Here is a 21358-nt window from a genome sequence, read left to right as displayed (position 1 = left end):
GGGCGTCCACATCTGCGAACATGACCTCATGGACGAAGAAGTCATCCCGATCCTGCGGGTGGCCGACGCCGCCGCAGCCGCCCACTGGTACGCGCGTCTGGGCTTCGTCCAGCAGTGGGAACACCGCTTCGAGCCGGGGCTGCCGGCCTTCGTCGAGGTCGCGCGCGGGCGGATGCGGCTGTTCCTCTCGGAGCACACCGGGGACGCGCGGCCGGACACGCTGGTCTATCTGCGGGTCGCCGACATCGAGGCGGTCGCCGCCGAGTTCGGTGTGCCGGTCGAACAGGCGCCCTGGGCCCGCGAGGTCGAGCTGCGCGATCCCGACGGCAACCGGCTCCGCGTCGGCACACCCACCGAGTGACACGTCCACCGCCCCATGCCTGTTCGCGCCACACAGGACGGGAGCCCTTCGGCCCGCGAGCGGCTGGCGGCTGGCGGCTGGCGCATCCGAACACCCGCCCCTTATTGCACATTCGTCGCAACAGCTTAAAGTAGGCGTCTCGGTGCTGGTCCGGGTTCTTCGATCGCGCCGGGCACCGACCGGGGCAGCGCGCGTGGGGGATCCGCGCGCTGCCCCGGTTCCCCTTCCACGGGCCCTCGTCGCTCAGGCCGCGAGGGCGTCCGGCTCGTCCAGCAGGTCCACCCGGGTGGCGCGGACGCGGGCCACCCGGGAACGGACCGTGCCGATCGAGCTCTGGCCCGCCTCAGCCGCCGTCCTGCGCGGCAACGGACATCGCCCCGGCCTCACTCGACGCAGACCCTGCGATCCACACCACCGAACCGCATAGGTGAGCCGTACAACGACTTTGCCCGGAGGGGGTTTACGCCGCGCGGAAGTGGTGAGGCGCTTGGGATGTCTTGGTCGATCGCCTCATGCGCCCCTCCCGTAAGACGCGTATTCGCCCGTACGCGTTCCCCCCATCAAGCGCAGGGGGTGTGGTGAGCGACAACGCGACGGCAACCGACAGCCGCACGACCCTCGGGTCGATACCGACCCCCCGGGCCGCACCCGCGCGGGCCAAGCAGCGCGACTCCTTCTTCGACAACGCCAAGTACCTGGCGATCGTGCTGGTCGCGATGGGTCACGCCTGGGAACCGCTGCGCGCCGACAGCCGTGCCGTCACCGCGCTCTACACGGTCGTCTACGCCCTGCACATGCCGGCGTTCATCATCATCTCCGGCTACTTCTCGCGCGGTTTCGACGCGACCCCGGAGAAGATCAAGCGGCTGATCACCGGTGTGGTCGTCCCCTATGTCGTGTTCGAGACGGCGTACACCTTCTTCACCCGGTGGACCGACAACGTTCCGGACCGCCAGGTCACGCTGCTCGACCCCCTCTATCTGACCTGGTTCCTGGCCGCCCTGTTCATCTGGCGGCTGACCACCCCCATCTGGCGGGCCGTGCGCCATCCGCTGCCGATCGCCCTCGCCGTCGCGGCGCTCGCGACACTGTCGCCGTCCATCGGCCCCGACCTCGACCTGCAACGCACCCTGCAGTTCCTGCCCTACTTCGTGCTCGGCCTGTGCCTGCGGCCGGAGCACTTCCGGCTGGTGCGGCGCCGCAGGGCCCGGGTGATGGCGGTGCCGGTCCTCGCGGCCGCGCTCGCGCTCGCCTACTGGGCCGTCCCGCGGATGGACTACGCCTGGTTCTTCCACCGCGCCAGCGCCGAGGAGATGGGCGTGCCCGCGTGGTACGGACCCCTCATGACGCTGGCCCTCTTCGGCTGCTCGCTGACCCTGGTGGCCTGCTTCCTGGCCTGGGTGCCCGGGCGCCGGACCTGGTTCACGGCGCTCGGCGCGGGCACGCTGTACGGCTATCTGCTGCACGGGTTCGTCGTCCAGGCCGCCAACCACTGGCACTGGTCGCGCCTCGACTGGACCCATCGGCCGCTCGGCGAGGTCACGGTCACCCTCATCGCGGGCGTGGTCGTCACCGCGCTGTGCACGGCGCCCGTCCGCCGGGCCTTCCGCTGTGTGATGGAGCCGAGGATGGCGTGGGCGTTCCGGCAGGACACGGCGGCCGGCGGCCTCCAGGGCCGTGCCGTCACGCACCGGTGAGACGGGGCGGGGAGATCAGGTGAGGTTCCCGCAGGCGCCGGGAACCGGAGTATGGCCAGAATCGTTTACCTGATTCCACTGTTGCGTGAAGGAGTGCCGAGCTTGTCCGCCAGATCGACGGACCCCTCGGGGCACAGTCCCCGACCATCCCGCCAGGTCTTTCCTGGCTCCGGCACACGGCGGGGTGGTGGCGGATGAGTGCCGTGAGCGCCCTGCTGGGCCTGCTGTCCGTCTTCGTCCTGACAGCGGGCACCGGCTACTTCGTCGCCCAGGAGTTCGCGTACGTCTCCGCCGACCGGCTCGCCCTGGCCCGCGAGGCCGCGGCCGGGGACAAGAGAGCCGCCCGGGCGCTGAAGGTACTGGAGCGGCTGTCGTTCATGCTGTCCGGCGCCCAGCTCGGCATCACCGTGACCGGACTGGTCGTCGGCTTCATCGCCGAGCCGTCCGTGTCCGCGCTGCTCAAGCCCGCCCTGTCCGGCCTCGGCCTGCCGGACGCGGCGGTCGGCGGCATCTCCGTCACGCTGGCCTTCGTGGCGGCCACGGTGGTGCAGATGGTGCTGGGCGAGCTGGCGCCGAAGAACCTCGCCATCGCCGTCCCGGAGCGGCTCGCGAAGTCGTTGGCCCCTTCCACGCTGGCGTATCTGAAGGTGGTCGGCCCGCTGGTGCGGGTCTTCGACGGGGCGGCCAACCGGCTGCTGCGCACCATGGGCATCGAGCCCGTCGAGGAACTGCACCACGGCGCCACCCTGGAGGAACTCGGCCACCTGATCGGCGAGTCCCACGAGCAGGGGGAACTGCCCAAGGACACCGCCGCCCTGCTGGACCACGCCCTGGAGTTCTCCGAACGGACGCTGGGCGAGGTGATGGTGCCGCGCGCGGACTCCGTCTTCGTCCGCAGGGACGCCTCCGCCGCCGAGGCCGTCGACCTGATCGGCAAGCACGGCCACTCCACCTACCCGGTCCTCGGCGACCATCCCGACGACATCACCGGTGTGCTGGGGGTGCGCGAGCTGATGCGGCTGCCCGCGGCGGAGTTCACCGGCTCGACCGCCGGTGCCCTCGCCCGGCGTCCGCTGCTGCTCCCCGCCACCCTGCCCCTGCCGGAAGCCGTCGTGCAGATGCGGGAGAGGGACGACGAGTTCGCGGTGGTGCTGGACGAGCACGGCGGGGTGGCGGGCATCGTCACCTACGAGGACATCGCCGAGGAGCTGGTCGGTGACATCGCCGACGAGTCGGACACCGTCACCGAACTCGCCGTCGCCGACGGACAGGGCTGGCTGGTGGACGCCGGACGACGCCTGGACGAGGTCGCCGAGGCCACCGGTGTCGAACTGCCCGAGGAGGAGGACTTCGACACCGTGGCCGGCCTGATCGTGGACCGCCTGGGCCGCTTCCCCGCCGTCGCGGACCGGCTCACGGTCGAGCTGCCCGACGGCGGGCGCGTCCTGATCGACGTACGGACCCTGGACCGGCACGTGCCGGAACGGGTGCGGCTGGAGCGGCTGCCCTCGGCGGACCGTGAGGAGGAGCGGGCATGAGCTTCCCGATGGCGCTGTTCGTCACCGTGCTGCTGCTGATCGGCAGCGGTTTCTTCGTCGCCGCCGAGTTCGCGCTGGTCGCCGCCAAGCGGCACCGCATGGAGAAGGCGGCGGCCCAGGGGCAGCGCGGAGCCAAGGCCGCGCTGGCCGGCATGCGCGAACTGTCCCTGATGCTGGCCGGCGCCCAACTCGGCATCACCGTGTGCACGTTGGGCCTGGGCTCGCTCTCCAAGCCGGCGATCTCGCACGAACTGGACCCGCTGCTGCACTCCTGGGGCCTGCCCAGCGCGCTGAGCTACGGCGTCGCGTTCGCCGTCGCGATGATCGTGGTGGTGTTCCTGCACATGGTGGTCGGCGAGATGGCTCCGAAGTCGTGGGCCATCGCCCATCCGGAGCGCTCCGCGATGCTCCTCTCCCCGCCCTTCCGGGGTGTGGTGAAGGTGGTCCGCCCGCTGATCTCGGTGCTCAACCGGATCAGCAACGCCCTGGTACGGCTGTGCCGGGTCAGTCCGCGCGACGAACTGGCCTCGGTCCACAACCGGGAACAGCTGACGCACCTCGTCGAGGAGTCGCAGCGGCTGGGTCTGATCAGCGAGACCGACTCGGAGCTGCTCACCCGCTCGCTCACCGAGCCCGAGACGCCGGTGCGCGAGCTTCGGATCCCGGCCGCGGACATCACCTCGGTCGACGGCGGCGCCGGCATCGACGACATCCTGCGGGTGGCCGCCGACAGCGACCGCACGCGGCTGCTCGTCCGGGAGCGGGAGAGCGTCCTTGGCTCCGTGCACGCCCGTGACGCCCTGGTCGCGCGCGCCCAGGGCCGGACCGTGACGGCCCGCGCGCTGGCCCGGCCGGTGCCGGAGGTGGGTGAGGAGACCACGGTGGCGGACGCGATCGACCTGCTGCGGCGGCGCCGCGCCACGCTCGCGGTGGTCCGCGACGAGTCCGGTCGCCTGACCGGCATGGTGAGCCTGGACGACCTGCTGGCCCGCTATCTGCAGCCGCAGGCGGCCTGAAACCCGACGTCGTCTGGTCCGCGGCACGAGAGAGCGCCGGGGCGAAGACGGCGGGACCTCAGAGGGGTGTCGCCGCGTGCAGGACGAGGAGCATCGTCACCGCGGAGTTGGCTGACGACAGCGCGGAGACCGCGGTCCCGGCCGCCGCGCCCCAGGCGGCCAGGCCGACCGAGGTGAACACCGGGGGCCAGCTGCGCGGCGCGGGGGCGGGGCCGAGCAGGGCGGCGACCCGGCGCGGCACCGGGCCCGGCGCGGCGAGTCCCGCGAGCGTGGGTGCCGGGGTGCCTCGGGAGACCAGGGCCGCCGTGCCGATCGCGCGCGCCACGTCCCGGCGGCTGCCGACCGTCCGCGCCGCCTCCTCGTCCGCCCAGCGTTCCACGGTGTAGGACACGGCGGTCCGCAGCGGACGCAGGAACGGGTTGGCGCGCGCCGCCAGTTGGACGGCGAGCAGGAACCGGTGATGCCGGGCGGCGAGATGGGCGCGCTCGTGGGCGAACAGGGCGCGCCGCTCGGCCGGTTCGAGGCGGGAGAGCAGGCCGGTGGAGACGACCACCCGGGCCTGTCGCCGCCCGGGGAGGGCGTAGGCGTACGGCACCTCGTCGGGAAGCACCGCGACCCCGGTGCCCGGCAGTCCGGCCAGGGCGCGGTGGGCACGGCGGCGGATCCTGCCGTGCCGCCACCAGGTGCGGCCCCCGGCCAGCAGGACGGCGAGCAGGGCGGGGATGGCCACCTTCCCGGCGACCTCGTCGTACGGCAGGGCCGCACGCACTTCGGGGTCCGACCAGCCGTCGGGCAGCGGGTTGCCGGGCAGCTGTGCGGTGCCGACCACCATGAGCAGTCCCAGGCACACCGTGCTGCACACCGCCATGACCACGGCCACCCCGGTGAGCAGCCGGGTCCCGGTCCGTGGATGCAGTCGTTGCTCGGCCAGGCGCGCGATCGGCCACGCCGTGAGCGGCAGGACCAGGGGAAGAAAGACGAACACCCCCATGAGGCCTCAGCCCTCCCCCTCGCCCCTCGCGTGGTCCAGCAGTCCCCGCAGCAGCCGCTCGTCGTCCGGGGCCAGGGAGGTGACGAAGCTGGCGAGCACCGCCTCACGGTCGCTCTGACCGTCGAGCACCTTGCGCATCTTGTGGGCGGCCAGGCCGGCCTGGTCCGAGGCGGGGGTCCAGGCGAAGGAGCGGCCGGCGCGTTCGCGGGTCACCGCACCCTTGGCCAACAGCCGGGTGAGGATCGTGATCACGGTCGTGTAGGCGAGGTCTTCGCCGAGGCGTTCCTGTACCCATCCCGCGCTCGCCGGGCCGTCCGCCTCGCGCAGTGCGGTCAGCACGAGCACTTCCAGTTCGCCCTGCCCCCGCCGCCGGGAACGCTGCCGCCCGTCCGTCACGCCTGGCTCCCTTCGGCCTGCTCCGCTTTCACGGCCGGTCCATCGTATCGCCGGACACCTCAGCCCCACCCTTTCTTCTACAGTGTTGTAGATTTTAATTCCGGGTCCTCCGGGGCTCATCCCGACGTACCGAGAAGGAGTTTCATCGTGGGAGTTTCCCTGTCCAAGGGCGGCAACGTCTCGCTGAGCAAGGAGGCGCCGGGGCTTACGGCCGTGCTGATCGGCCTCGGCTGGGACGTCCGCACGACCACCGGCACCGACTACGACCTCGACGCCTCCGCACTGCTGCTCGACACCTCCGGCAAGGTGCTCTCCGACCAGCACTTCGTCTTCTACAACAACCTGAAGAGCCCTGACGGTTCGGTCGAGCACACCGGTGACAACCTCACCGGCGAGGGCGAGGGGGACGACGAGAGCGTCAAGGTGAACCTCGCGGGTGTGCCCGCCGAGGTCGACAGGATCGCCTTCCCGGTCTCCATCCACGACGCCGAGAACCGCGGTCAGAGCTTCGGCCAGGTCCGCAACGCGTTCATCCGCGTCGTCAACCAGGCGGGCGGCACGGAGATCGCCCGCTACGACCTCTCCGAGGACGCCTCCACGGAGACAGCCATGGTCTTCGGTGAGCTGTACCGCAATGGCGCCGAATGGAAGTTCCGGGCCGTCGGACAGGGCTACGCTTCCGGCCTGGCCGGAATCGCCGCCGACTTCGGCGTGCAGGTCTGACGCCCGCGCACCGGCCCGGTCCCGCTCCCTGGGCGGCCGGCCCGGCCGGTCCTCGCCCCACGCCGGATCCGGCACCGCCCACCTCGCCGTCAGGAGGCCGCATGACCGACACGTCCGACCTTCGTCCAGAAGACCGGGCGGGCTCCGCGACCGGCCTGCTGCCGGCTCTCGCGGTGCTCACGCCGCTCCTGGCCGCGGTGTCCGCCGCGGCCCTGCTGGTGCTCGGCCATCTGCTCCGGCTGGCCGCTGTGCGCGGGACGCTGCCCGGCTCGCTGATCGCCGCCGGCTGGACCCTCGCGGTCGTCGCCGCCGTCAGCGCCCTGGCCGCGCTGGGCTCCGTGAAGCGCAGACGGGGCGGCTCCGCGGGTCCGCCCGGCTGGAGCGGACGCGGCTGAACCGGCGCCGGGCGGGGCCCGCCGTCCCACCGATGGCGGTGGATCCCGCCCGGTCGCGCACCCGTCAGGTGCCGGGGGCCGCCGGTCCGGGCGGGTCCGGTGCGAGCGCCCGCAGCAGCAGCGGGAGCCAGTGGTGCAACTCCCGTTCGCCGTAGGCCGGATGGTGGGTGCCGCAGTGGTAGTGGCCGGTCACCGGAACGCCGAGGCTCCGCAGCCGGGTGTCCAGGGACCGTGTCAGGTCGTGGATGACGGCTTCCGAGGGGTCGTGTGCGCTGCCCGGCGGGTCGAGGGGTCCCGGGGTGCCGTTCCCCGTGGAGAGGAAGACCGGGGTGTGGCGCAGGCCTTCGGCCAGGTGGTACGGGTCATGGGCCTGCCACCGGGCGCGCTGGGCGTTCCGGTCGCCCCAGAGGGCGTCCAGGTCACCGCCGTTCGCCTCCTCCATCAGTGGCCAGACGTCGCGCATCCGCGGGTGGAGGAGGTGGACGGGTCCGCTGAAGCTCGCGGCGGCGCCGAAGAGGCCGGGGCGGCGGGCGGCGTAGGAGACCGCGCCGAAGCCGCCCATCGACAGCCCGGCCACCGCGCGGCGGGTCCCGGCGCCGTAGCCGCGTTCGAGCAGCGGGCGCAGTTCGTCCAGGTGGAAGGTCTCCCAGGCGGGCGGGCCGCCCGTGCCGTGGTTCCACCAGTTGCTGTAGAAGCCGATCCGGCCGCCCTCGGGCATGACGACCAGGACGTCCCGCAGCTGCGGCAGTTCCTCGATGTCGGACTCGCGGATCCAGGTCCGGTACGTCTCCGGCTCGAAGCCGCCGTGCAGGAGGTAGAGAACGGGCCAGGTCCGACCGGGTCGCCTACGTTCCCAGCCGTCCGGGGTGAGCAGCCGCACCTTGGCGGTGCCGCCCAGTGCCGGGGAGGCCACGGTGAGATCGACCTGGCGTGGGCCGACCCGCTCCTCCCCCACGATCCGGGGTCGGTCGTCGTCGGGGCCGCCGCTCCCGCGCAGGGCGTTCAGCAGCATCGGCAGCGAGCGGTGGAACTCCCGTGCCCAGTACGGCGGGGCGTGCGTGCCCGCGTAGAAGTGCGTCGTCACCGGCGCTCCGAGCGCGGTCAGCCGGGCGGCCACGGCCCTCGACTCGCGTTGCATGAGCGTCTCGGTCGGGGAGATCACCTCTTGCGGGAACGGATCGGCGGGGTCCTCCAGACCGGGGACCTCCACGTCCGGTGGGGTGCCCGGCGGATCGAGGGCGCCTGCCGTGCCGTCGCCGCTCGCGAGGTAGACGGGTGTGGTGCGCAGTCGCTCGGCCAGGTAATAGGGGTCGTGGGCCCGCCAGTTGGCGCGCGTGGTGACCGGGTCGCCCCACAGGGCCTTCCAGTCCAGGCCGAGGTACGTCATCGCGGCACGGACGGCGTGCGGGTGCCGGCTCGGGTGCACGAATCCGCTGTAGCTCGCCACCGCCCGGAACAGCCCGGGGTGGCGCCCGGCGTACGAGAGCGCCCCGAACCCGCCCTGCGACTCCCCCGCGGCCACGCGCCGGCTGCCCGCGCCGTAGTGGCGTTCCAGGAGGGGGACCACCTCCTTCAGGTGGAAGGTCTCCACGGCGGGCGGTCCGCCGCGGCCGTGGTGGGACCAGTCGCTGTAGAAGCCGAACAGCGGCATCTGAGCCATCACGACCAGGACCTCGCGCAGGGAACGCAGGTCCTTGAGTCGGGCGTCGTAGTCCTCGGTCCACGCCTTGTGGTTGCCGTCGCCGCCGACCAGGAGGTACAGCGTCGGCCAGGTCTGCCCCGGCCGCCGGTCGTCCCAGCCGTCCGGGGTGAGCAGCCGGACCTCGGCCCTGCGGCCCAGGGCCGGGGAGTCGACCGTGAGATCGACCAGGCGGTCGCCCGCCCGTCTCTCGTCGGTGACCCGGGCGCCGTGCGGGGCGGGGGCCATCGCTGCGGCGTCCGTCCGGCTCACTCCCGTCAGCAACAGGAGATCGGCGACGATCAGGACGAGCAGCAGGCGCAGGCGTGCGGAACTCCAGGGCATGACGGGTCTCCCGTCGTCGGCGAGGTCATGTGGTCGGAGCATGCCGTCGACGGTAGGAAGCCATGACGATCCGGACATCCTTCACGGGGAGTCGGTGCCTGCTCCCACGGGAGTAGGCGGGTTCGACGCGGCACGCCGGCCGGCCGCGCCGGGTCGCTCAGCGTTCCCCGGCCCGGACCAGCCCGCTCTCGTAGGCCAGCACCACGAGTTGGGCCCGGTCCCGCGCGCCCACCTTGGTCATCGCACGGCTTACATGGGTCTTCGCGGTCAGAGGGCTCATGAGCAGTTCCCGGCCGATCTCCTCGTTGCTCAGCCCAGCCGCGACCAGTGCCATCACCTCCCGCTCCCGCCCGGTGAGCACCGCCAGCCGCTCCGCGCCCGCCGCCTCGGGCCGCTTCAGCCGGGCGAACTCCTCCACCACCGAGCGGGTGACGGCCGGCGCGAGCAGGGACTGCCCGGCCGCGACCGTGCGGATCGCCGCCCGCAGCTCGTCGGGTTCGATGTCCTTCAGCAGGAATCCCGCCGCGCCGTGCCGCAGTGCCTCGAAGACGTAGGAGTCGACCCGGTAGGTGGTGAGGACGACCACGCGTACACCGTTCAGCGCGGGGTCGGCGGCGATGCGGCGGGTGGCCTCGATGCCGTCGACGCCCGGCATGCGGATGTCCATCAGGACGACGTCGGGTCTGGTCAGCCGCACCACCTCGACGGCCTGCCGGCCGTCGGCCGCCTCCGCGACCACGACCAGGTCGTCGGTCAGGTCCAGCAGGGCGCGGAAACCGGCCCGTACGACGGTCTGGTCGTCCGCGAGGACCACCCGCACGGTCATGGCCGGCCGCCCGGGGTGTCGTCGGCCGGGAGCACGGCCCGCACCCGGAACCCCCCGCCAGGGACCGGCCCGTGATCGATCCGGCCGCCCGCCGCCACCGCGCGCTCCCGCATGCCGATCAGCCCGAAGCCGCCCGGCCCGACCGCGGACGGCGCGCCGTCGTCGACGACCTCCACCACCAGCCGGCCGTCCTGCCGGGCCACGCGGACGGACGCGTGCCGGGCACCGGAGTGCTTGACGACGTTCGTCAGGGACTCCTGCACGATCCGGTACGCGGCCAGCCCCACGACCGCCGGCACCGAGTCCGGTTCTCCCTCGCGCTGGAGCGCTATCTCCACACCGCCGCCGGCGAACCGGCCGACCAGTTCCGCGAGCCCTTCGAGGCCCGGCGCGGGCTCGGCCGGATCGCCCTGCCGCTCACGTACCAGGGTGACGGTGGCCCGCAGCTCCCGTACCGCCTCCTTGCCCGAGTCCCGCACCTGTCGCATCGCCCGCCGGGCCGTCTCCGGCTGTACGTCGAACGCGTCCAGGGCGAGCCCCGCCTGCACGGTCATCGCCGTGACCGTGTGGGCGACGATGTCGTGCACCTCGCGCGCGATCCGCTCCCGCTCCTCCCGTACCCGGCGCGCCGCCTCCCGCTCCCGGTCCTCCTCGGCGCGCATGGCTCTCGCCGCGTACTCGGCGAGCAACTGCCTTCTTGTGCGCACCACTTCACCGAGCAGCAGCGGCACCAGGGGCCACAGCATCTCCAGGACCGGCAGCCCCTGGGGATTCACCACGTCGTGGCCCACCCACAGCGCCACCGCGCCCGACATGAGGGAGGCGACGAGCCCGGTCCACAGGGTGCGGCTCCGCTCCCCCTGAACGGCGACCGTGTACAGCGCCACGATCGTCGGCAGGTTCAGCAGTTCCCCGATGTGCCCGTGCAGCGCCCAGCCCGCGCACGCGGCTCCGGTGACCACGGCGACCGGCACCGGGCGGCGGCGCCGCCCCAGCAGGGCGAGCAGCGAGACGGCGAGCAGCAGCCAGGTGACCTGGTCGGCCTGCCGGTAGGGCGGTTCGTTCACCGCCGCGTCCGCCCCGGTGAACAGCCCGACCACGACCACCACGAGCAGGTCGGCGGCGGCCGGGGACAGGACCCGCAGCCGGCCGGCGAGGGTGTCGAGGATCGTCACCTGACCACCGTAGGAGCGGGAATGCCCGAGCGCATACGACAGCGGGAGTACCCGCCTGGCGAGTACGGGGTACGACCGGGTGGAATGGACATGCCGATCAATCACCGCGAGAGGACGCCATGGCTGCCGAGGGCCTGTACGAGATCCTGGACGAGCGCTTCCGCACCGGCCACTGCGCGAACGGGGACAGCGCGCTGGAGGTGCTGCACGACGGCTGTCGCTGGGCCGAGGGCCCGCTGTACGTCCCCGCGTGGCGCCAGCTGATCTGGAGCGACATCCCCAACGACCGCATCCTGCGCTGGGACGAGGCCACCGGCGCCGTCGGGGTCTTCCGCGCGCCGGCCGGCCACAGCAACGGCAACACCCTGGACCGCCAGGGCCGGCTGGTCAGCTGCGAGCAGGGCAACCGGCGTGTCACCCGCACCGAGCCCGACGGGACCGTGACCGTCCTCGCCGACCGGTACGCCGGCAGGCGGCTCAACAGTCCGAACGACTCCGTCGTACGCTCCGACGGCACGATCTGGTTCTCCGACCCCGACTTCGGCATCGTCAGCGACTACGAGGGGCATCGCGCCGAGTCGGAGATCGGCGCGTGCAACGTGTACCGGATCGACCCCCGGACGGGAGAGGTGCACCTCGCCGCCGACGGGTTCGAGGGACCCAACGGGGTCGTCCTCTCCCCCGACGAGCGGCGGTTGTACGTCTCCGACTCCCGGGCCGCCCGGATCCGGGTGTTCGACATCCGCGAGGACGGCGCCCTCTCCGACGGGAAGGTCTTCGCCGAGGCGCGGGGTGACGTCCACTTCGACAACATCCGCTTCGACGACGAGGGCCGCCTGTGGGCCGCCGCCCTGGACGACGGCGTGCACTGCTACGACCCCGACGGCACCCTGATCGGCCGGCTGCGGGTGCCCGAAACCGTCTCCAACCTCGCCTTCGGCGGGCCGCGGAACAACCGGCTGTTCATCACGGCCACCACCTCGCTGTACTCGCTGGTGATGTCGGTGACCGGAGCACCCCGCGTCTAGATTTCGGGGCCGGTGTCAGTGGGTGGGGCTAGCGTGCGGGGAGACAGAGATCCCGCACGAGCAAGGGCAGACCATGACCACACTCGACAACCGGCCCAACACCGCACTCCTCGTCGTCGACGTACAGCAGGGCGTCGTCGAGGGGGCCCACGAGCGCGACGCGGTCGTCGCGAACATCGGCAGCCTGGTCGAGAAGGCGCGGCGGGAGCGGATCCCCATCATCTGGGTCCGGCATTCCGACGAGGACATGGTGAAGGGCGGCGACGACTGGCAGATCGTGCCGGAGCTGACTCCGGGCATCGCCGAGCCGCTCGTCGAGAAGAGCTACGGCGACTCCTTCGAGGACACCATGCTCGAAACCGTGCTGTCGGGCCTGGCAGTCGGGCGCCTGGTCATCGCAGGCGCGGAGAGCGACGCCTGTATCCGCTCGACGCTGCACGGCGCGTTCGTCAGAGGCTACGACGCCATCCTGGTCGGCGACGCCCACACCACCGGGGACAAGTCGCAGTGGGGGGCGCCGCCGCCGGCCCAGGTCATCGCGCACACGAACCTGTACTGGACGTACCAGACGGCGCCGGGACGGACGGCCGGGACCGTGCGGACCGAGGACGTCGACTTCGCCGTCGGCGGCGCGTCCTGAGGTCCGCCGGAGATCCCGGCCGTCGCTCGCGCCTCGCGTCCCGGCCGTCGCCTCAGCCCGTCTTCTCCACCTCCACGGAAAGGTCGTTGTCGATCGTGTAGTAGGGGTGCAGGAGAGCATCGCCGACCGAGGCCGTCGGGTAGACGAAGACCTCCTTGCGGTCGGCGACATCGTCCAGGAGGCGGGCGACCCGGATGGCCGGGGCGTCCGCCGCGGGCTTCACGAAGACGTTCCAGACGGCGGTGCCGGGGCCGGTCGCGGCGGCCAACTCCTCGTAGCCGACGGTGCAGGAGAAGCTCAGGCCGTCCGCCGCGGCCCGGGGTTCCAGCGTGCGTACGGCGCCGCTGTCGCCCCGCAGACGCAGGCGGACGACGGCTCCCTCCTGGAGCCGGGCACCGTGCAGACGGGCGCGGACCGTCATCGACCGGTCGGTGAGGTCGATGCCGTCGACCTCGGCGTGGGCGGCGCGCAGCCATGCCCGGACGGTGAGGTTGCCGTCCTTGGTGGCGTAGGGGATCCGGACGGCCAGGGGGGTCCGCGGGGTGCGGAGGTGTCCGTCGACGAGGGCCCGGGTGTCGCGCGTGCCCGGGCGCAGTCGCTGCCGTGGGCCGTCCGGCTCCGGGAGCAGGTACACGTCCCAGCGGCCTTCGGTGAGGACCGGGTGCGGGCCGAGGACGGCGCGCCGACGGCCGTCGTCGGTGGGTTCCAGGTCGAGGAGGTGGACGGTCTTCTCGGGCTCGCCCTTCTTCGGGCGCAGTCGCAGCAGCAGTTGCGGACGGCCGGCGGCCGGACCCGGTGGCAGGTCGAAGGTGATCCGCCCGTCCGCGTCGACCACGCAGGCGACCCGCTGGGCCACTCCGTTCGATTCCGTGCTCACCGCTGTCCCCTCCGCACCCACCATCTGCCCTTCCGTACTCACCGCTGCCCCTTCCGTACGATGCGCAGCGCGCCGCTGGCCGCGGAGAACGCGGCGTCGCGGGCGGCGAAGCCCTGGCTGACCAGGGCCCGACGGGCACGGGTGCGTTCCTGGGCGGCCGGTCGGCCGGCCCGCCGTGCCGAGACGGCCTCGTCGAGAAGGCGTTCGGCCTGCGCGACGACGGGGCCGGGTGCGAACCGGAGCGCGTTCTCCTGGGCCGCGCGGCCCATCCGGCGGCGCCGTTCGTCGTCCTTGACCAGTTCGAGCAGGGCGGCGCCCAGCGCGTCGCGGTCGTCGACGGGCACGAGCCTGCCGTCGACCCCGTCCTCGATGATCTCGCCGGGTCCGTAGGGGCAGTCGGTGCTCACGACGGGCAGGCCGCAGCGCATCGCCTCGACGATCGTCATGCCGAACGGCTCGAAGTTGGAGGCGGCGGCACCGATCGAGCCCTTCACCCACTCCGCCTCCATGGGTGCCGCGGCGCCCATCAGGAAGACGTTGTTCCACAGGCCGAGTTCCGCGATCAGCCCCCGCAGCCGATCGCGTTCCTCACCCTTTCCGTAGATGCGCAGCTGCCAGTCCGGGTGGGCGGCGGCGACCGCGGCGAAGCCCCGTATCAGCAGGTCGTACCGTTTCACCGGGACCAGCCGGCCGGCCGCGACGATCACCTTCGCGGTGCTGTCCGCGGCCGGGAGGACGGGGTCCGGGACGCTGTTCGGCAGGGCCTCCACCCGGACCCCCGGCAGCCTCATCTTCAGCCGGTAGGAGGCGGCGTCCGCCTCCGTCACCGTGGTGAGGACGTCGAGCCGGCGGTAGGCCCCGCGCAGCGCGGTGCGCAGCCGCGGTGGATGGTTGTCCAGGGTGAGGTGTTCCTGCCCGACCCGTCCCACGTGGCGTGGGGCCTGGAGAGCGAGATGCACGTTGAGTCCCGGCCGGGTGCCGATCACCGCGTCGGCGTCGATGGTGGCGAGACAGTCGCCGATCCGCTGGTCGGTCAGCTCGCTGTACTGGTGGTACCGGTACTCGGCCCGGGGGAACACCTTCGCCGGTCTCAGGTGCGAGGGATGGTCCTTGTCCTGTCTGAGATCCACCAGTGGTCTCAGGGACACCCTCGGGTCCAGGGTGAAGTTCGGGCGCTCCCGGTGCCTGAGCACGGACACGATCTCCACCTCGTGGCGCTCGGCCAGTGCGTGGGCCAGATTGAAGGTGGTGGCGATCGTGCCTCCGATCCCGTAGGCGTTGTGCAGCAGGAAAGAGATCTTCATGGCGGACTAGACCAGCCCTACTCCCCATACGGTTGCCACCTGTTACCACTTCGTAGTGAACAGTTCGTACGGTTCCGGAGGCCGGGGGGCGACGGACTCCCGTACGGGCGGCCCTGGAGGCGGCGATTCCCTCGGCCGGGGCTCGCCGCCTCCAGGGATTCTCAGACCTGCGGGGCCGGGTAGGTGGGGTACTCCACCCCGGAGACGTGCTGGACGACGCGGATGACCTGGCAGGAGTAGCCGAACTCGTTGTCGTACCAGAGGTAGAGGATCGCGTTGTCGCCGTCGACCTTGGTGGCGCCGGCGTCGACGATCGACGCGTGGCGCGAGCCGACGAAGTCCATGGAGACGGCGTCGGGGGCGGTGGTGAAGTCGATCTGGCGCTTGAGCGGCGAGTTCAGCGACACGTCGCGGAGGTGGTCGAGGACCTCCTCGCGGGTGGTCTCGCGGCCCAGTCGCAGGCTGAGGATCGCGATCGAGACGTCCGGGACGGGGACGCGGATCGAGCTGCCGGTGATCGGCGCCTTGAGGTCGGGCAGCGCCTTGGCGACGGCGGAGGCGGCGCCGGTCTCGGTGATGACCATGTTGAGCGGCGCGGAGCGGCCCCGGCGGTCGGCCTTGTGGTAATTGTCCAGCAGGTTCTGGTCGTTGGTGAACGAGTGGACGGTCTCCACGTGGCCGCGCAGGACGCCGTACTCGTCCGCCATGGCCTTCAGCGGCGGGACGATCGCGTTGGTGGTGCAGGACGCGCAGGACAGGATCTGCTCGTCCGGCTTGATCGTGTCGTGGTTCACGCCGTGCACGATGTTGGGGACGTCGCCCTTGCCCGGCGCGGTCAGGACCACCTTGTCGATGCCGGGGCGCAGGTGCTGCGCCAGGCCCTCGCGGTCGCGCCACTTGCCGGTGTTGTCGATGAGGATGGCGTCCTTGATGCCGTACGCCGTGTAGTCGACCTCCGAGGGGTCGCCCGCGTAGATCACCTTGATCTCGTTGCCGTTGGCGGTGATCGTGCTGCTCGCCTCGTTGACGGTGATCGTGCCCTGGAACTGGCCGTGGATGGAGTCGCGGCGCAGCAGCGAGGCGCGCTTCACGAGGTCCTCCGAGGCCCGGCCGCCGCCACCGCGGACCACGATGGCGCGCAGCCGCAGGCCGTTGCCGGAACCGGACTTCTCGATGAGGAGGCGGGCGACGAGCCGTCCGATGCGGCCGAAGCCGTACAGGACGACGTCGCGTCCCTCCCGGCGCTCGATCTTGTCGGCACCGGTGGCGCCGGCGACGGCTTCGGCGGTGAAGTCCGCCACCGACAGGCCGCGGTCGTCGGTCCGGTACGTCGCGGCGAGCATGCCGATGTCGATCTGGGACGGGCCGAGATCGAGGGTGGTGAGGGCCTGGAGGAACGGCAGCGTCTCGGTGACCGAGAGTTCCTCTCCGGCGATCTGCCGGGCGAACCGGTGGGTCTTGAGAATGCTGACCACCGACTTGTTCACCAGGGAGCGGCTGTGGAGGAGCACGGTGACGTCCCGCTCCCGGTGCAGCCTCCCGATGATCGGGATCATCGACTCCGCGATCTCCTCGCGGTTCTTCCAGGCGGTGAACGAGTCCTCGTTGACAGTCACAGTTTTCTCTTTCGAGCTAGGTGGCGCTCATATGCTAATCCCTCCTCGTTCTGGTCATGCGGGGGCCCCGGATGTGGGCGTGCGGAGGCGTCGCTCACCCTCGCGCCAGCTCGCGCAGGGCCTCGCCGAGTGCGGCCACGCCGTCGTCCATGGCGCCGGGCGGGGTGGACGCGTAGCCGAGGACCAGGCCGGGGCGGCCGGGGAGTTGGCGGTGCCAGGACAGGGGCTGGCACTTCACGCCCCGGGCGAGGGCGGCGGCGGCCAGTTCGGTGTCGGGGACCGGTGGGCCGTAGGTGACGGTGAGGTGCAGGCCGGCAGCGGCGCCGTGCACGGTCGCGCCCGGCAGGTGCCGGGCGAGAGCGTCGATCATCGCGTCCCGGCGGCGTCGGTGGCGGCCGCGCAGCAGGCGCAGGTGCCGTTCCAGGTCGCCGGAGTCCATGAGCCGGGCGAGCACCAGCTGCGGCAGGACGGCGTTGCCCAGGTCCGTGAAGCGTTTCGCCTCGATCAGCGCGGCGCGGTGCCGGGGCGGGGGCACCAGCCAGCCGATCCGCAGGGCGGGGGCGAGGAGTTTGGAGACGCTGCCCGCGTAGCAGACGTGGTCGGCGAGCAGGGCTCGCAGTGCGGGCACCGGTGACCGGTCGTAGCGGTGTTCCGCGTCGTAGTCGTCCTCGATGATCAGACCGCCCTCCTGCGCCCATCGCAGCAGCTCTCGGCGGCGTTCGCCGCTCATGACCACGCCGGTGGGGAACTGGTGGGCGGGCGTGAGCAGTGCCGCGCGGGCGCCGGTGGCGCGCAGCGCGTCCACCCGGACGCCGTCGTCGTCGACCGGTACCGGTGGGGTGGCCAGGCCTCCGTGCTCCAGGTGCTGGCGGGTGCCGAGCGAGCCGGGATCCTCCACGGCGACGCTGTCGATGCCCTCCGCCCGCAGCACGGGGTGCAGCAGGGTGAGCGCCTGAGCGGTGCCGGCGACGATCAGTACCTCGTCGGGCTCCACCCGGATGCCCCTGCTGCGCGCCAGCCAGCCGGACACGGCCCGGCGCAGTCGCGGGGCGCCGCCGGGGTCGCCGTAGCCGAGGTGTGCGGCGGACAGGTCGGTGAGGACGGCTCGTTCCGCGCGCAGCCAGGCGGCGCGGGGGAACGCGGCGAGGTCGGGCTGGCCGGGGGTGAAGTCGACGCGGGCGCGCACGGCGCGCAGGGCGTCGAAGATCTCGGCGCCCGGTTCACCGGCGAACAGCGTGCCCGCTTCGGGGGTGCCGGCGCCACCGGCCCGGCCGCCGGTGGGCGCGGGTGGTGGCACGGCGGGGGCTGCCACCACCACCGTCCCGCCGCGTCGGCGTCCCTCGACGTGACCGTCCTCGGTCAGCCGCCGGTAGGCCTCGGTGACCACGCCTCGGGAGACGCGCAGTTCGCCGGCGAGGACCCGGGTGGGCGGCAGTCTGCTGCCCACCGCGAGCCGGCCGTCCGCGATCGCCTGCCGCAGCCGCCGGGCCAGCCAGTCGGCCTTGCCGGCACCGGCGGCGTCATCGGCGTCGAGCTGGAGGAAGTCGGAGCCGTAGGTGGTCGGAGGCTTGCCGCTCGGTGTCGGCGTGGGCTCGACGGTGCTCTCCGCCGGCGATGTCCGCTCCCCCTCGTCCACCGGGCCCATGGTGTCACGCGTCGTCCCACGCCCTCGGTGAACGCGGTGCGTCGAAGGTGAACTCGGGTGCGGAGCGGGTCAGGACGGCTGAGGCGGTGGTGGTCGGCCAGTGTGCGGTCAGTTCCTCGGCGATGGTCTTGAGGAGCTCCGGTACGGTCTCGGCACCGCCCTCGTGCATCGCTTCCGTGACCACGAGGATCCGGCCGGTGTGCGCGCCGACCGCGGAGTGGCCGCTCTGGCGGTTGGTCCAGCGGCGGGCGTGGGCCCGGCCGGCCGAGTCGACGAAGGTGACCTCGCCGGGCGCGGGATGCTCGGTGCCGCCGCCGAAGGGCGTGTAGTGCTCGTCGCCGTGGGCGTGGCGCACCTCCAGCAGGGGGCCGTGGATGCGGTCGACGTCGAGGACCGCGACCGGTACGCCGTGGGCGGCCGAGAGGGCGTTGCACAGGTCGACCACCGGGTGGATGCGGGGCAGTTCGCCCTCCTTGCGCAACCGCCGCAGCAGCGACTCCGAGGCGCACCGGTACTGCGTCGGCCGGAGTCCCATCCGGGAGAAGGTCCGCCGCCACGCCATCACCTCGGGGAACGCCCCCTCGGAGGTGCCGGCCAGCCGGGCCGTGGCGCGGGCGGTGTGGGCGGCGACGCGCGGGGTGACGTCGGCGGCGGCGTCGATGTCCGTGGCGTACAGGGCGCCCGCGCAGAGGGTGGGGTGGTCGCGCCAGAGGGCGTCCGTGTGCCGGAAGCGCATGCTCACGCCACCGCCAGGCGGGCGCCGAGGCCCACGAAGCAGACGGCGAACACCCGGCGGATGCCGGTCATGACCCGGGGCCGGGCCAGCACCCGCTGCCGTACGGCGGCAGCGCACATGCCGTACGCGGCGAACACGACGAAGGTGAGCGCCATGAAGACGCCGCTGAGCCGGAGCAGTGTGCCGAGGGAGCCGGGCTCGCCGACGGGAACGAACTGCGGCAGGAACGCCACGAAGAACATCGTCAGCTTCGGGTTGAGCAGGTTGAGCAGCACCCCGGAGACGATCACCCGGGACGCCGGTCGTGGCTCGGTTCCCGTGTCGACCGTCAGCGCATCCTTGTCGCGCAGGGTCGCCCACGCCATGTACAGCAGGTATCCGACGCCGAGGTACTTGACCGTCTCGTAGGCCACGGCACTGGCGTGCAGCAGCGCGGCGAGGCCGGTGATGGTCGCGATCAGGTGCGGCACGATGCCGAGGGTGCAGCCGAACGCGGCGACGATGCTCGCGCGGCGGCCGTGGGACAGTCCGGCGGAGAGCGTGTAGACCACGCCGGTGCCGGGGGTGACCACCATGACGAGGGTGGTCAGCAGGAACGCGATACTCAAGGAGGGCCTCCGCCTGGTTCGTCGTCCCCTCACCCTGTCGCGGCCTTGGCCCGGTGGACAGGGCCAAAGTGAGCGGGGTCGTGTGGTCCATAAACGATGCCGGCGAACACTATGAACGCAACGATCGCTCCTGTGGCCCCCGGGCCGGTCCCTCCCTAACATCGCGGCCGCGGCGCAATGGTGCGCCGATGAGGTCGAGGAGCCGTGCCGTGAACAGACCCGGAACGCCCCCGCGGATCCTTCGCTGGTCCACCCTGCGTCACTCCCGTCCGGCCCGGGCGGCCGCCGCCGGTCTGGCGGCCGTTCTCGTCATCGGCGCGCTCGCCGAACTCTCCCCCGCCCGGGCCGACACCGCTCGGCCCGACACCGCCCGCCCGGCGCCCGTGGCCTGTCCGGCCGTCCTCGGCGGAAAGGCCGCATGCTACGGCGGCCGGGACACCGAAGGGGCCCCCTACTCGATCGCGGTCCCCACCGACTGGAACGGCTCACTCGTCGTGCACGCCCACGGCGGCCCCGACCTCGGCGATGCCGCCGACCCCGCCCGTAGCGCGGACGACCTGGGGCGATGGGCCGTCCTGGTCGAGGAGGGCTACGCGTGGGCCGGGTCGTCCTACCGCCGTGGCGGCTACGGCACGCGCATGGCCGCGGCGGACACCGAGAACGTGCGCCGCCTGTTCGTGTCCGCGTTCGGAACACCCCGGCGCACCTATGTGCACGGGCAGTCCTGGGGCGGGAACGTCGCCGCCAAGGTGGCCGAGGTCTACGGCCGCAGGCGCGGCGCGTACGACGGGGTGCTGCTCACCAACGGTGTCCTCGGCGGCGGCTCGCGCGGCTACGACTACCGCGTCGACCTGCGCGTCGTCTACCAGTACTACTGCGGCAACCACCCCCGCCCGAGCGAGCCGCGGTACCCGCTGTGGAAGGGCCTGCGCGCCGACTCCACCATGACCGGCGCCGGCCTGCGCGCCCGCCTGGAGGAGTGCACCGGGTTCTCCTCCGCGCCCGAGGCCCGCACCCCGCTCCAGCAGCGCAACCTGGACGACATCCTCGCCGTCACCCGCATCCCGGAGCGCGCTCTGGAGTCCCATCTGCGGTTCGCGACGTTCACGTTCCGCGACATCGTGAGCAACCGCCTCGGCGGCCGTAATCCCTTCGGCAACCAGGGTGTGCGGTACTCCGGGTCGCACGACGACGAGGCGCTGAACGCGGGCGTCGAACGGTTCACCGCCGATCCGACGGCCCGTCGCGACCTGTCCTACGACAGTGACCTCACCGGAGTGGTGTCCCTGCCCGTCCTCACCCTGCACGCGATCGACGACCCGACCGCGTTCGTGGAGCACGAGGCCGCCTACCGGGCCACGCTGCGTGGCGCCGGGCGGGCGGATCACCTCGTGCAGAGCTTCACCCGGGAGAGCGAGCACAGCGGTCTGAGCGCTGCCGAGTACGCCAACTCCCTTGCCGCGCTGGACTCCTGGGTGCGCACGGGGCGGAAGCCGACCCCGCGGTCGATCGCCGCGTCCTGTGCCGCCCACGACCGGGTGTACGGCACCGGCTGCTTCTACGACCCCGCCTTCCGTCCCGCCGCGTACGCCTCCCGGGTCGAGCCCCGGCCGGGCGGGCTGACCTGGCCGGCGATGACCGCGGGCCGGGAGAAGTCGTGGGGGCGGATTCCCGGGGTCGGGATCGCGCCGTGAGCCCGGACGGCTGGGCCGTTCGAGTGGTGCCTCGCCGGGCACGGTCGTAGCGTCGTGCGGGTACGGGTG

The 21358-nt window shown here is 72.5% G+C and carries 21 protein-coding genes; 9 read left to right on the top strand and 12 right to left on the bottom strand.

From position 1 onward, the window contains the following. Positions 1–28: 28 nt before the first annotated feature. A complete protein-coding gene (locus tag ACZ5VD_RS35040) occupies positions 29–361 on the top strand; it encodes a glyoxalase superfamily protein (protein WP_468553861.1) in 333 nt (110 codons plus the stop codon). 243 nt (positions 362–604) lie between these two features. On the opposite strand, the gene ACZ5VD_RS35035 is transcribed toward ACZ5VD_RS35040, so the two are convergent. Beyond that, positions 605–727 carry a hypothetical protein gene (locus ACZ5VD_RS35035; protein WP_468684570.1) on the bottom strand — a complete coding sequence of 41 codons (123 nt, stop codon included), beginning with the start codon at positions 725–727 and terminating at the stop codon, positions 605–607. 212 nt (positions 728–939) lie between these two features. Here ACZ5VD_RS35035 and ACZ5VD_RS35030 point away from each other — a divergent pair, with 212 nt between their 5' ends. From ACZ5VD_RS35030 to ACZ5VD_RS35020, 3 genes are all read left to right on the top strand, one after another. Further along, positions 940–2058: an acyltransferase family protein gene (locus tag ACZ5VD_RS35030; protein WP_468553863.1), complete on the top strand. Its 1119-nt coding sequence runs from the start codon at positions 940–942 to the stop codon at positions 2056–2058. Positions 2059–2252: 194 nt separating this feature from the next. Further along, complete coding sequence (locus ACZ5VD_RS35025) at positions 2253–3596, top strand: hemolysin family protein (RefSeq protein ID WP_468553864.1); 1344 nt, start codon at positions 2253–2255, stop codon at positions 3594–3596. Next, positions 3593–4612, top strand: a complete 1020-nt coding sequence (locus tag ACZ5VD_RS35020; RefSeq protein WP_468553865.1) for a hemolysin family protein — start codon at positions 3593–3595, stop codon at positions 4610–4612. Before ACZ5VD_RS35025 ends, ACZ5VD_RS35020 begins: the two co-directional genes overlap by 4 nt. A 58-nt stretch (positions 4613–4670) precedes the next feature. Here ACZ5VD_RS35020 and ACZ5VD_RS35015 read toward each other — a convergent pair whose 3' ends face one another. Together ACZ5VD_RS35015 and ACZ5VD_RS35010 are read right to left on the bottom strand one after the other, a co-directional pair. Continuing rightward, positions 4671–5603 carry a M56 family metallopeptidase gene (locus ACZ5VD_RS35015; protein WP_468684568.1) on the bottom strand — a complete coding sequence of 311 codons (933 nt, stop codon included), beginning with the start codon at positions 5601–5603 and terminating at the stop codon, positions 4671–4673. A 6-nt stretch (positions 5604–5609) separates the two neighbouring features. Beyond that, positions 5610–5999: a BlaI/MecI/CopY family transcriptional regulator gene (locus ACZ5VD_RS35010; RefSeq protein ID WP_468553867.1), complete on the bottom strand. Its 390-nt coding sequence runs from the start codon at positions 5997–5999 to the stop codon at positions 5610–5612. 147 nt (positions 6000–6146) lie between these two features. On the opposite strand from ACZ5VD_RS35010, the gene ACZ5VD_RS35005 reads away from it, so the two are divergent. Both ACZ5VD_RS35005 and ACZ5VD_RS35000 read left to right on the top strand, forming a co-directional pair. Next, a complete protein-coding gene (locus tag ACZ5VD_RS35005; protein WP_468553868.1) occupies positions 6147–6722 on the top strand; it encodes a TerD family protein in 576 nt (191 codons plus the stop codon). Between the two features lie 101 nt (positions 6723–6823). Continuing rightward, positions 6824–7117 (top strand): hypothetical protein, encoded by a 294-nt coding sequence (locus ACZ5VD_RS35000; protein ID WP_468553869.1) that lies wholly within the window; start codon positions 6824–6826, stop codon positions 7115–7117. A gap of 64 nt (positions 7118–7181) precedes the next feature. On the opposite strand, the gene ACZ5VD_RS34995 is transcribed toward ACZ5VD_RS35000, so the two are convergent. From ACZ5VD_RS34995 to ACZ5VD_RS34985, 3 genes are all read right to left on the bottom strand, one after another. Next, the gene (locus tag ACZ5VD_RS34995) at positions 7182–9182 is read right to left on the bottom strand and encodes an alpha/beta hydrolase (protein WP_468684567.1); all 2001 of its coding nucleotides are present in this window, start codon (positions 9180–9182) and stop codon (positions 7182–7184) included. Between the two features lie 115 nt (positions 9183–9297). Beyond that, complete coding sequence (locus ACZ5VD_RS34990) at positions 9298–9966, bottom strand: response regulator (protein WP_468553871.1); 669 nt, start codon at positions 9964–9966, stop codon at positions 9298–9300. After that, positions 9963–11141: a sensor histidine kinase gene (locus ACZ5VD_RS34985; protein WP_468553872.1), complete on the bottom strand. Its 1179-nt coding sequence runs from the start codon at positions 11139–11141 to the stop codon at positions 9963–9965. The genes ACZ5VD_RS34990 and ACZ5VD_RS34985 overlap by 4 nt, the downstream gene beginning before the upstream one ends. Positions 11142–11260: 119 nt before the next feature. On the opposite strand from ACZ5VD_RS34985, the gene ACZ5VD_RS34980 reads away from it, so the two are divergent. Both ACZ5VD_RS34980 and ACZ5VD_RS34975 read left to right on the top strand, forming a co-directional pair. Next, on the top strand, positions 11261–12169 hold the full coding sequence (locus ACZ5VD_RS34980; protein ID WP_468684566.1) for an SMP-30/gluconolactonase/LRE family protein: 909 nt from the start codon (positions 11261–11263) through the stop codon (positions 12167–12169). 73 nt (positions 12170–12242) lie between these two features. Beyond that, on the top strand, positions 12243–12809 hold the full coding sequence (locus tag ACZ5VD_RS34975) for an isochorismatase family protein (protein WP_468553874.1): 567 nt from the start codon (positions 12243–12245) through the stop codon (positions 12807–12809). Between the two features lie 52 nt (positions 12810–12861). Here ACZ5VD_RS34975 and ACZ5VD_RS34970 read toward each other — a convergent pair whose 3' ends face one another. The 6 genes from ACZ5VD_RS34970 to ACZ5VD_RS34945 all read right to left on the bottom strand — a co-directional run bounded on the left by ACZ5VD_RS34970 (position 12862) and on the right by ACZ5VD_RS34945 (position 19595). Continuing rightward, the gene (locus ACZ5VD_RS34970; RefSeq protein WP_468684565.1) at positions 12862–13686 is read right to left on the bottom strand and encodes a hypothetical protein; all 825 of its coding nucleotides are present in this window, start codon (positions 13684–13686) and stop codon (positions 12862–12864) included. Positions 13687–13724: 38 nt separating this feature from the next. Next, the gene (locus tag ACZ5VD_RS34965) at positions 13725–14990 is read right to left on the bottom strand and encodes a glycosyltransferase family 4 protein (protein ID WP_468553876.1); all 1266 of its coding nucleotides are present in this window, start codon (positions 14988–14990) and stop codon (positions 13725–13727) included. Positions 14991–15151: 161 nt separating this feature from the next. After that, the gene (locus ACZ5VD_RS34960; protein WP_468684563.1) at positions 15152–16606 is read right to left on the bottom strand and encodes a glyceraldehyde-3-phosphate dehydrogenase; all 1455 of its coding nucleotides are present in this window, start codon (positions 16604–16606) and stop codon (positions 15152–15154) included. Positions 16607–16700: 94 nt separating this feature from the next. Continuing rightward, on the bottom strand, positions 16701–18251 hold the full coding sequence (pdxR, locus tag ACZ5VD_RS34955; protein ID WP_468684562.1) for a MocR-like pyridoxine biosynthesis transcription factor PdxR: 1551 nt from the start codon (positions 18249–18251) through the stop codon (positions 16701–16703). A gap of 4 nt (positions 18252–18255) precedes the next feature. Further along, the gene (locus ACZ5VD_RS34950) at positions 18256–18987 is read right to left on the bottom strand and encodes a B3/B4 domain-containing protein (RefSeq protein WP_468684560.1); all 732 of its coding nucleotides are present in this window, start codon (positions 18985–18987) and stop codon (positions 18256–18258) included. 2 nt (positions 18988–18989) lie between these two features. Next, positions 18990–19595, bottom strand: a complete 606-nt coding sequence (locus ACZ5VD_RS34945; protein ID WP_468553880.1) for a LysE family translocator — start codon at positions 19593–19595, stop codon at positions 18990–18992. Positions 19596–19849: 254 nt separating this feature from the next. Here ACZ5VD_RS34945 and ACZ5VD_RS34940 point away from each other — a divergent pair, with 254 nt between their 5' ends. After that, positions 19850–21289, top strand: a complete 1440-nt coding sequence (locus tag ACZ5VD_RS34940; protein WP_468684655.1) for a hypothetical protein — start codon at positions 19850–19852, stop codon at positions 21287–21289. Positions 21290–21358 lie beyond the last annotated feature (69 nt).

This window comes from Streptomyces sp. NPDC032822 (assembly GCF_055578825.1).
The sequence above is the reverse complement of the archived record's forward strand: the minus strand, read 5'-3'. Positions and strand labels throughout refer to the sequence as shown.

Coding starts and splice junctions, on each gene's coding strand:
- ACZ5VD_RS35020 (WP_468553865.1), top strand. CDS start 3,593: ATGAGCTTCCCGATGGCGCTGTTCGTCACCGTGCTGCTGCTGATCGGC.
- ACZ5VD_RS35025 (WP_468553864.1), top strand. CDS start 2,253: ATGAGTGCCGTGAGCGCCCTGCTGGGCCTGCTGTCCGTCTTCGTCCTG.
- ACZ5VD_RS35015 (WP_468684568.1), bottom strand. CDS start 5,603: ATGGGGGTGTTCGTCTTTCTTCCCCTGGTCCTGCCGCTCACGGCGTGG.
- ACZ5VD_RS35040 (WP_468553861.1), top strand. CDS start 29: ATGGACGAAGAAGTCATCCCGATCCTGCGGGTGGCCGACGCCGCCGCA.
- ACZ5VD_RS34965 (WP_468553876.1), bottom strand. CDS start 14,990: ATGAAGATCTCTTTCCTGCTGCACAACGCCTACGGGATCGGAGGCACG.
- ACZ5VD_RS34950 (WP_468684560.1), bottom strand. CDS start 18,987: ATGCGCTTCCGGCACACGGACGCCCTCTGGCGCGACCACCCCACCCTC.
- ACZ5VD_RS34990 (WP_468553871.1), bottom strand. CDS start 9,966: ATGACCGTGCGGGTGGTCCTCGCGGACGACCAGACCGTCGTACGGGCC.
- ACZ5VD_RS35000 (WP_468553869.1), top strand. CDS start 6,824: ATGACCGACACGTCCGACCTTCGTCCAGAAGACCGGGCGGGCTCCGCG.
- ACZ5VD_RS34980 (WP_468684566.1), top strand. CDS start 11,261: ATGGCTGCCGAGGGCCTGTACGAGATCCTGGACGAGCGCTTCCGCACC.
- ACZ5VD_RS34995 (WP_468684567.1), bottom strand. CDS start 9,182: ATGCTCCGACCACATGACCTCGCCGACGACGGGAGACCCGTCATGCCC.
- ACZ5VD_RS34975 (WP_468553874.1), top strand. CDS start 12,243: ATGACCACACTCGACAACCGGCCCAACACCGCACTCCTCGTCGTCGAC.
- pdxR (WP_468684562.1), bottom strand. CDS start 18,251: ATGGGCCCGGTGGACGAGGGGGAGCGGACATCGCCGGCGGAGAGCACC.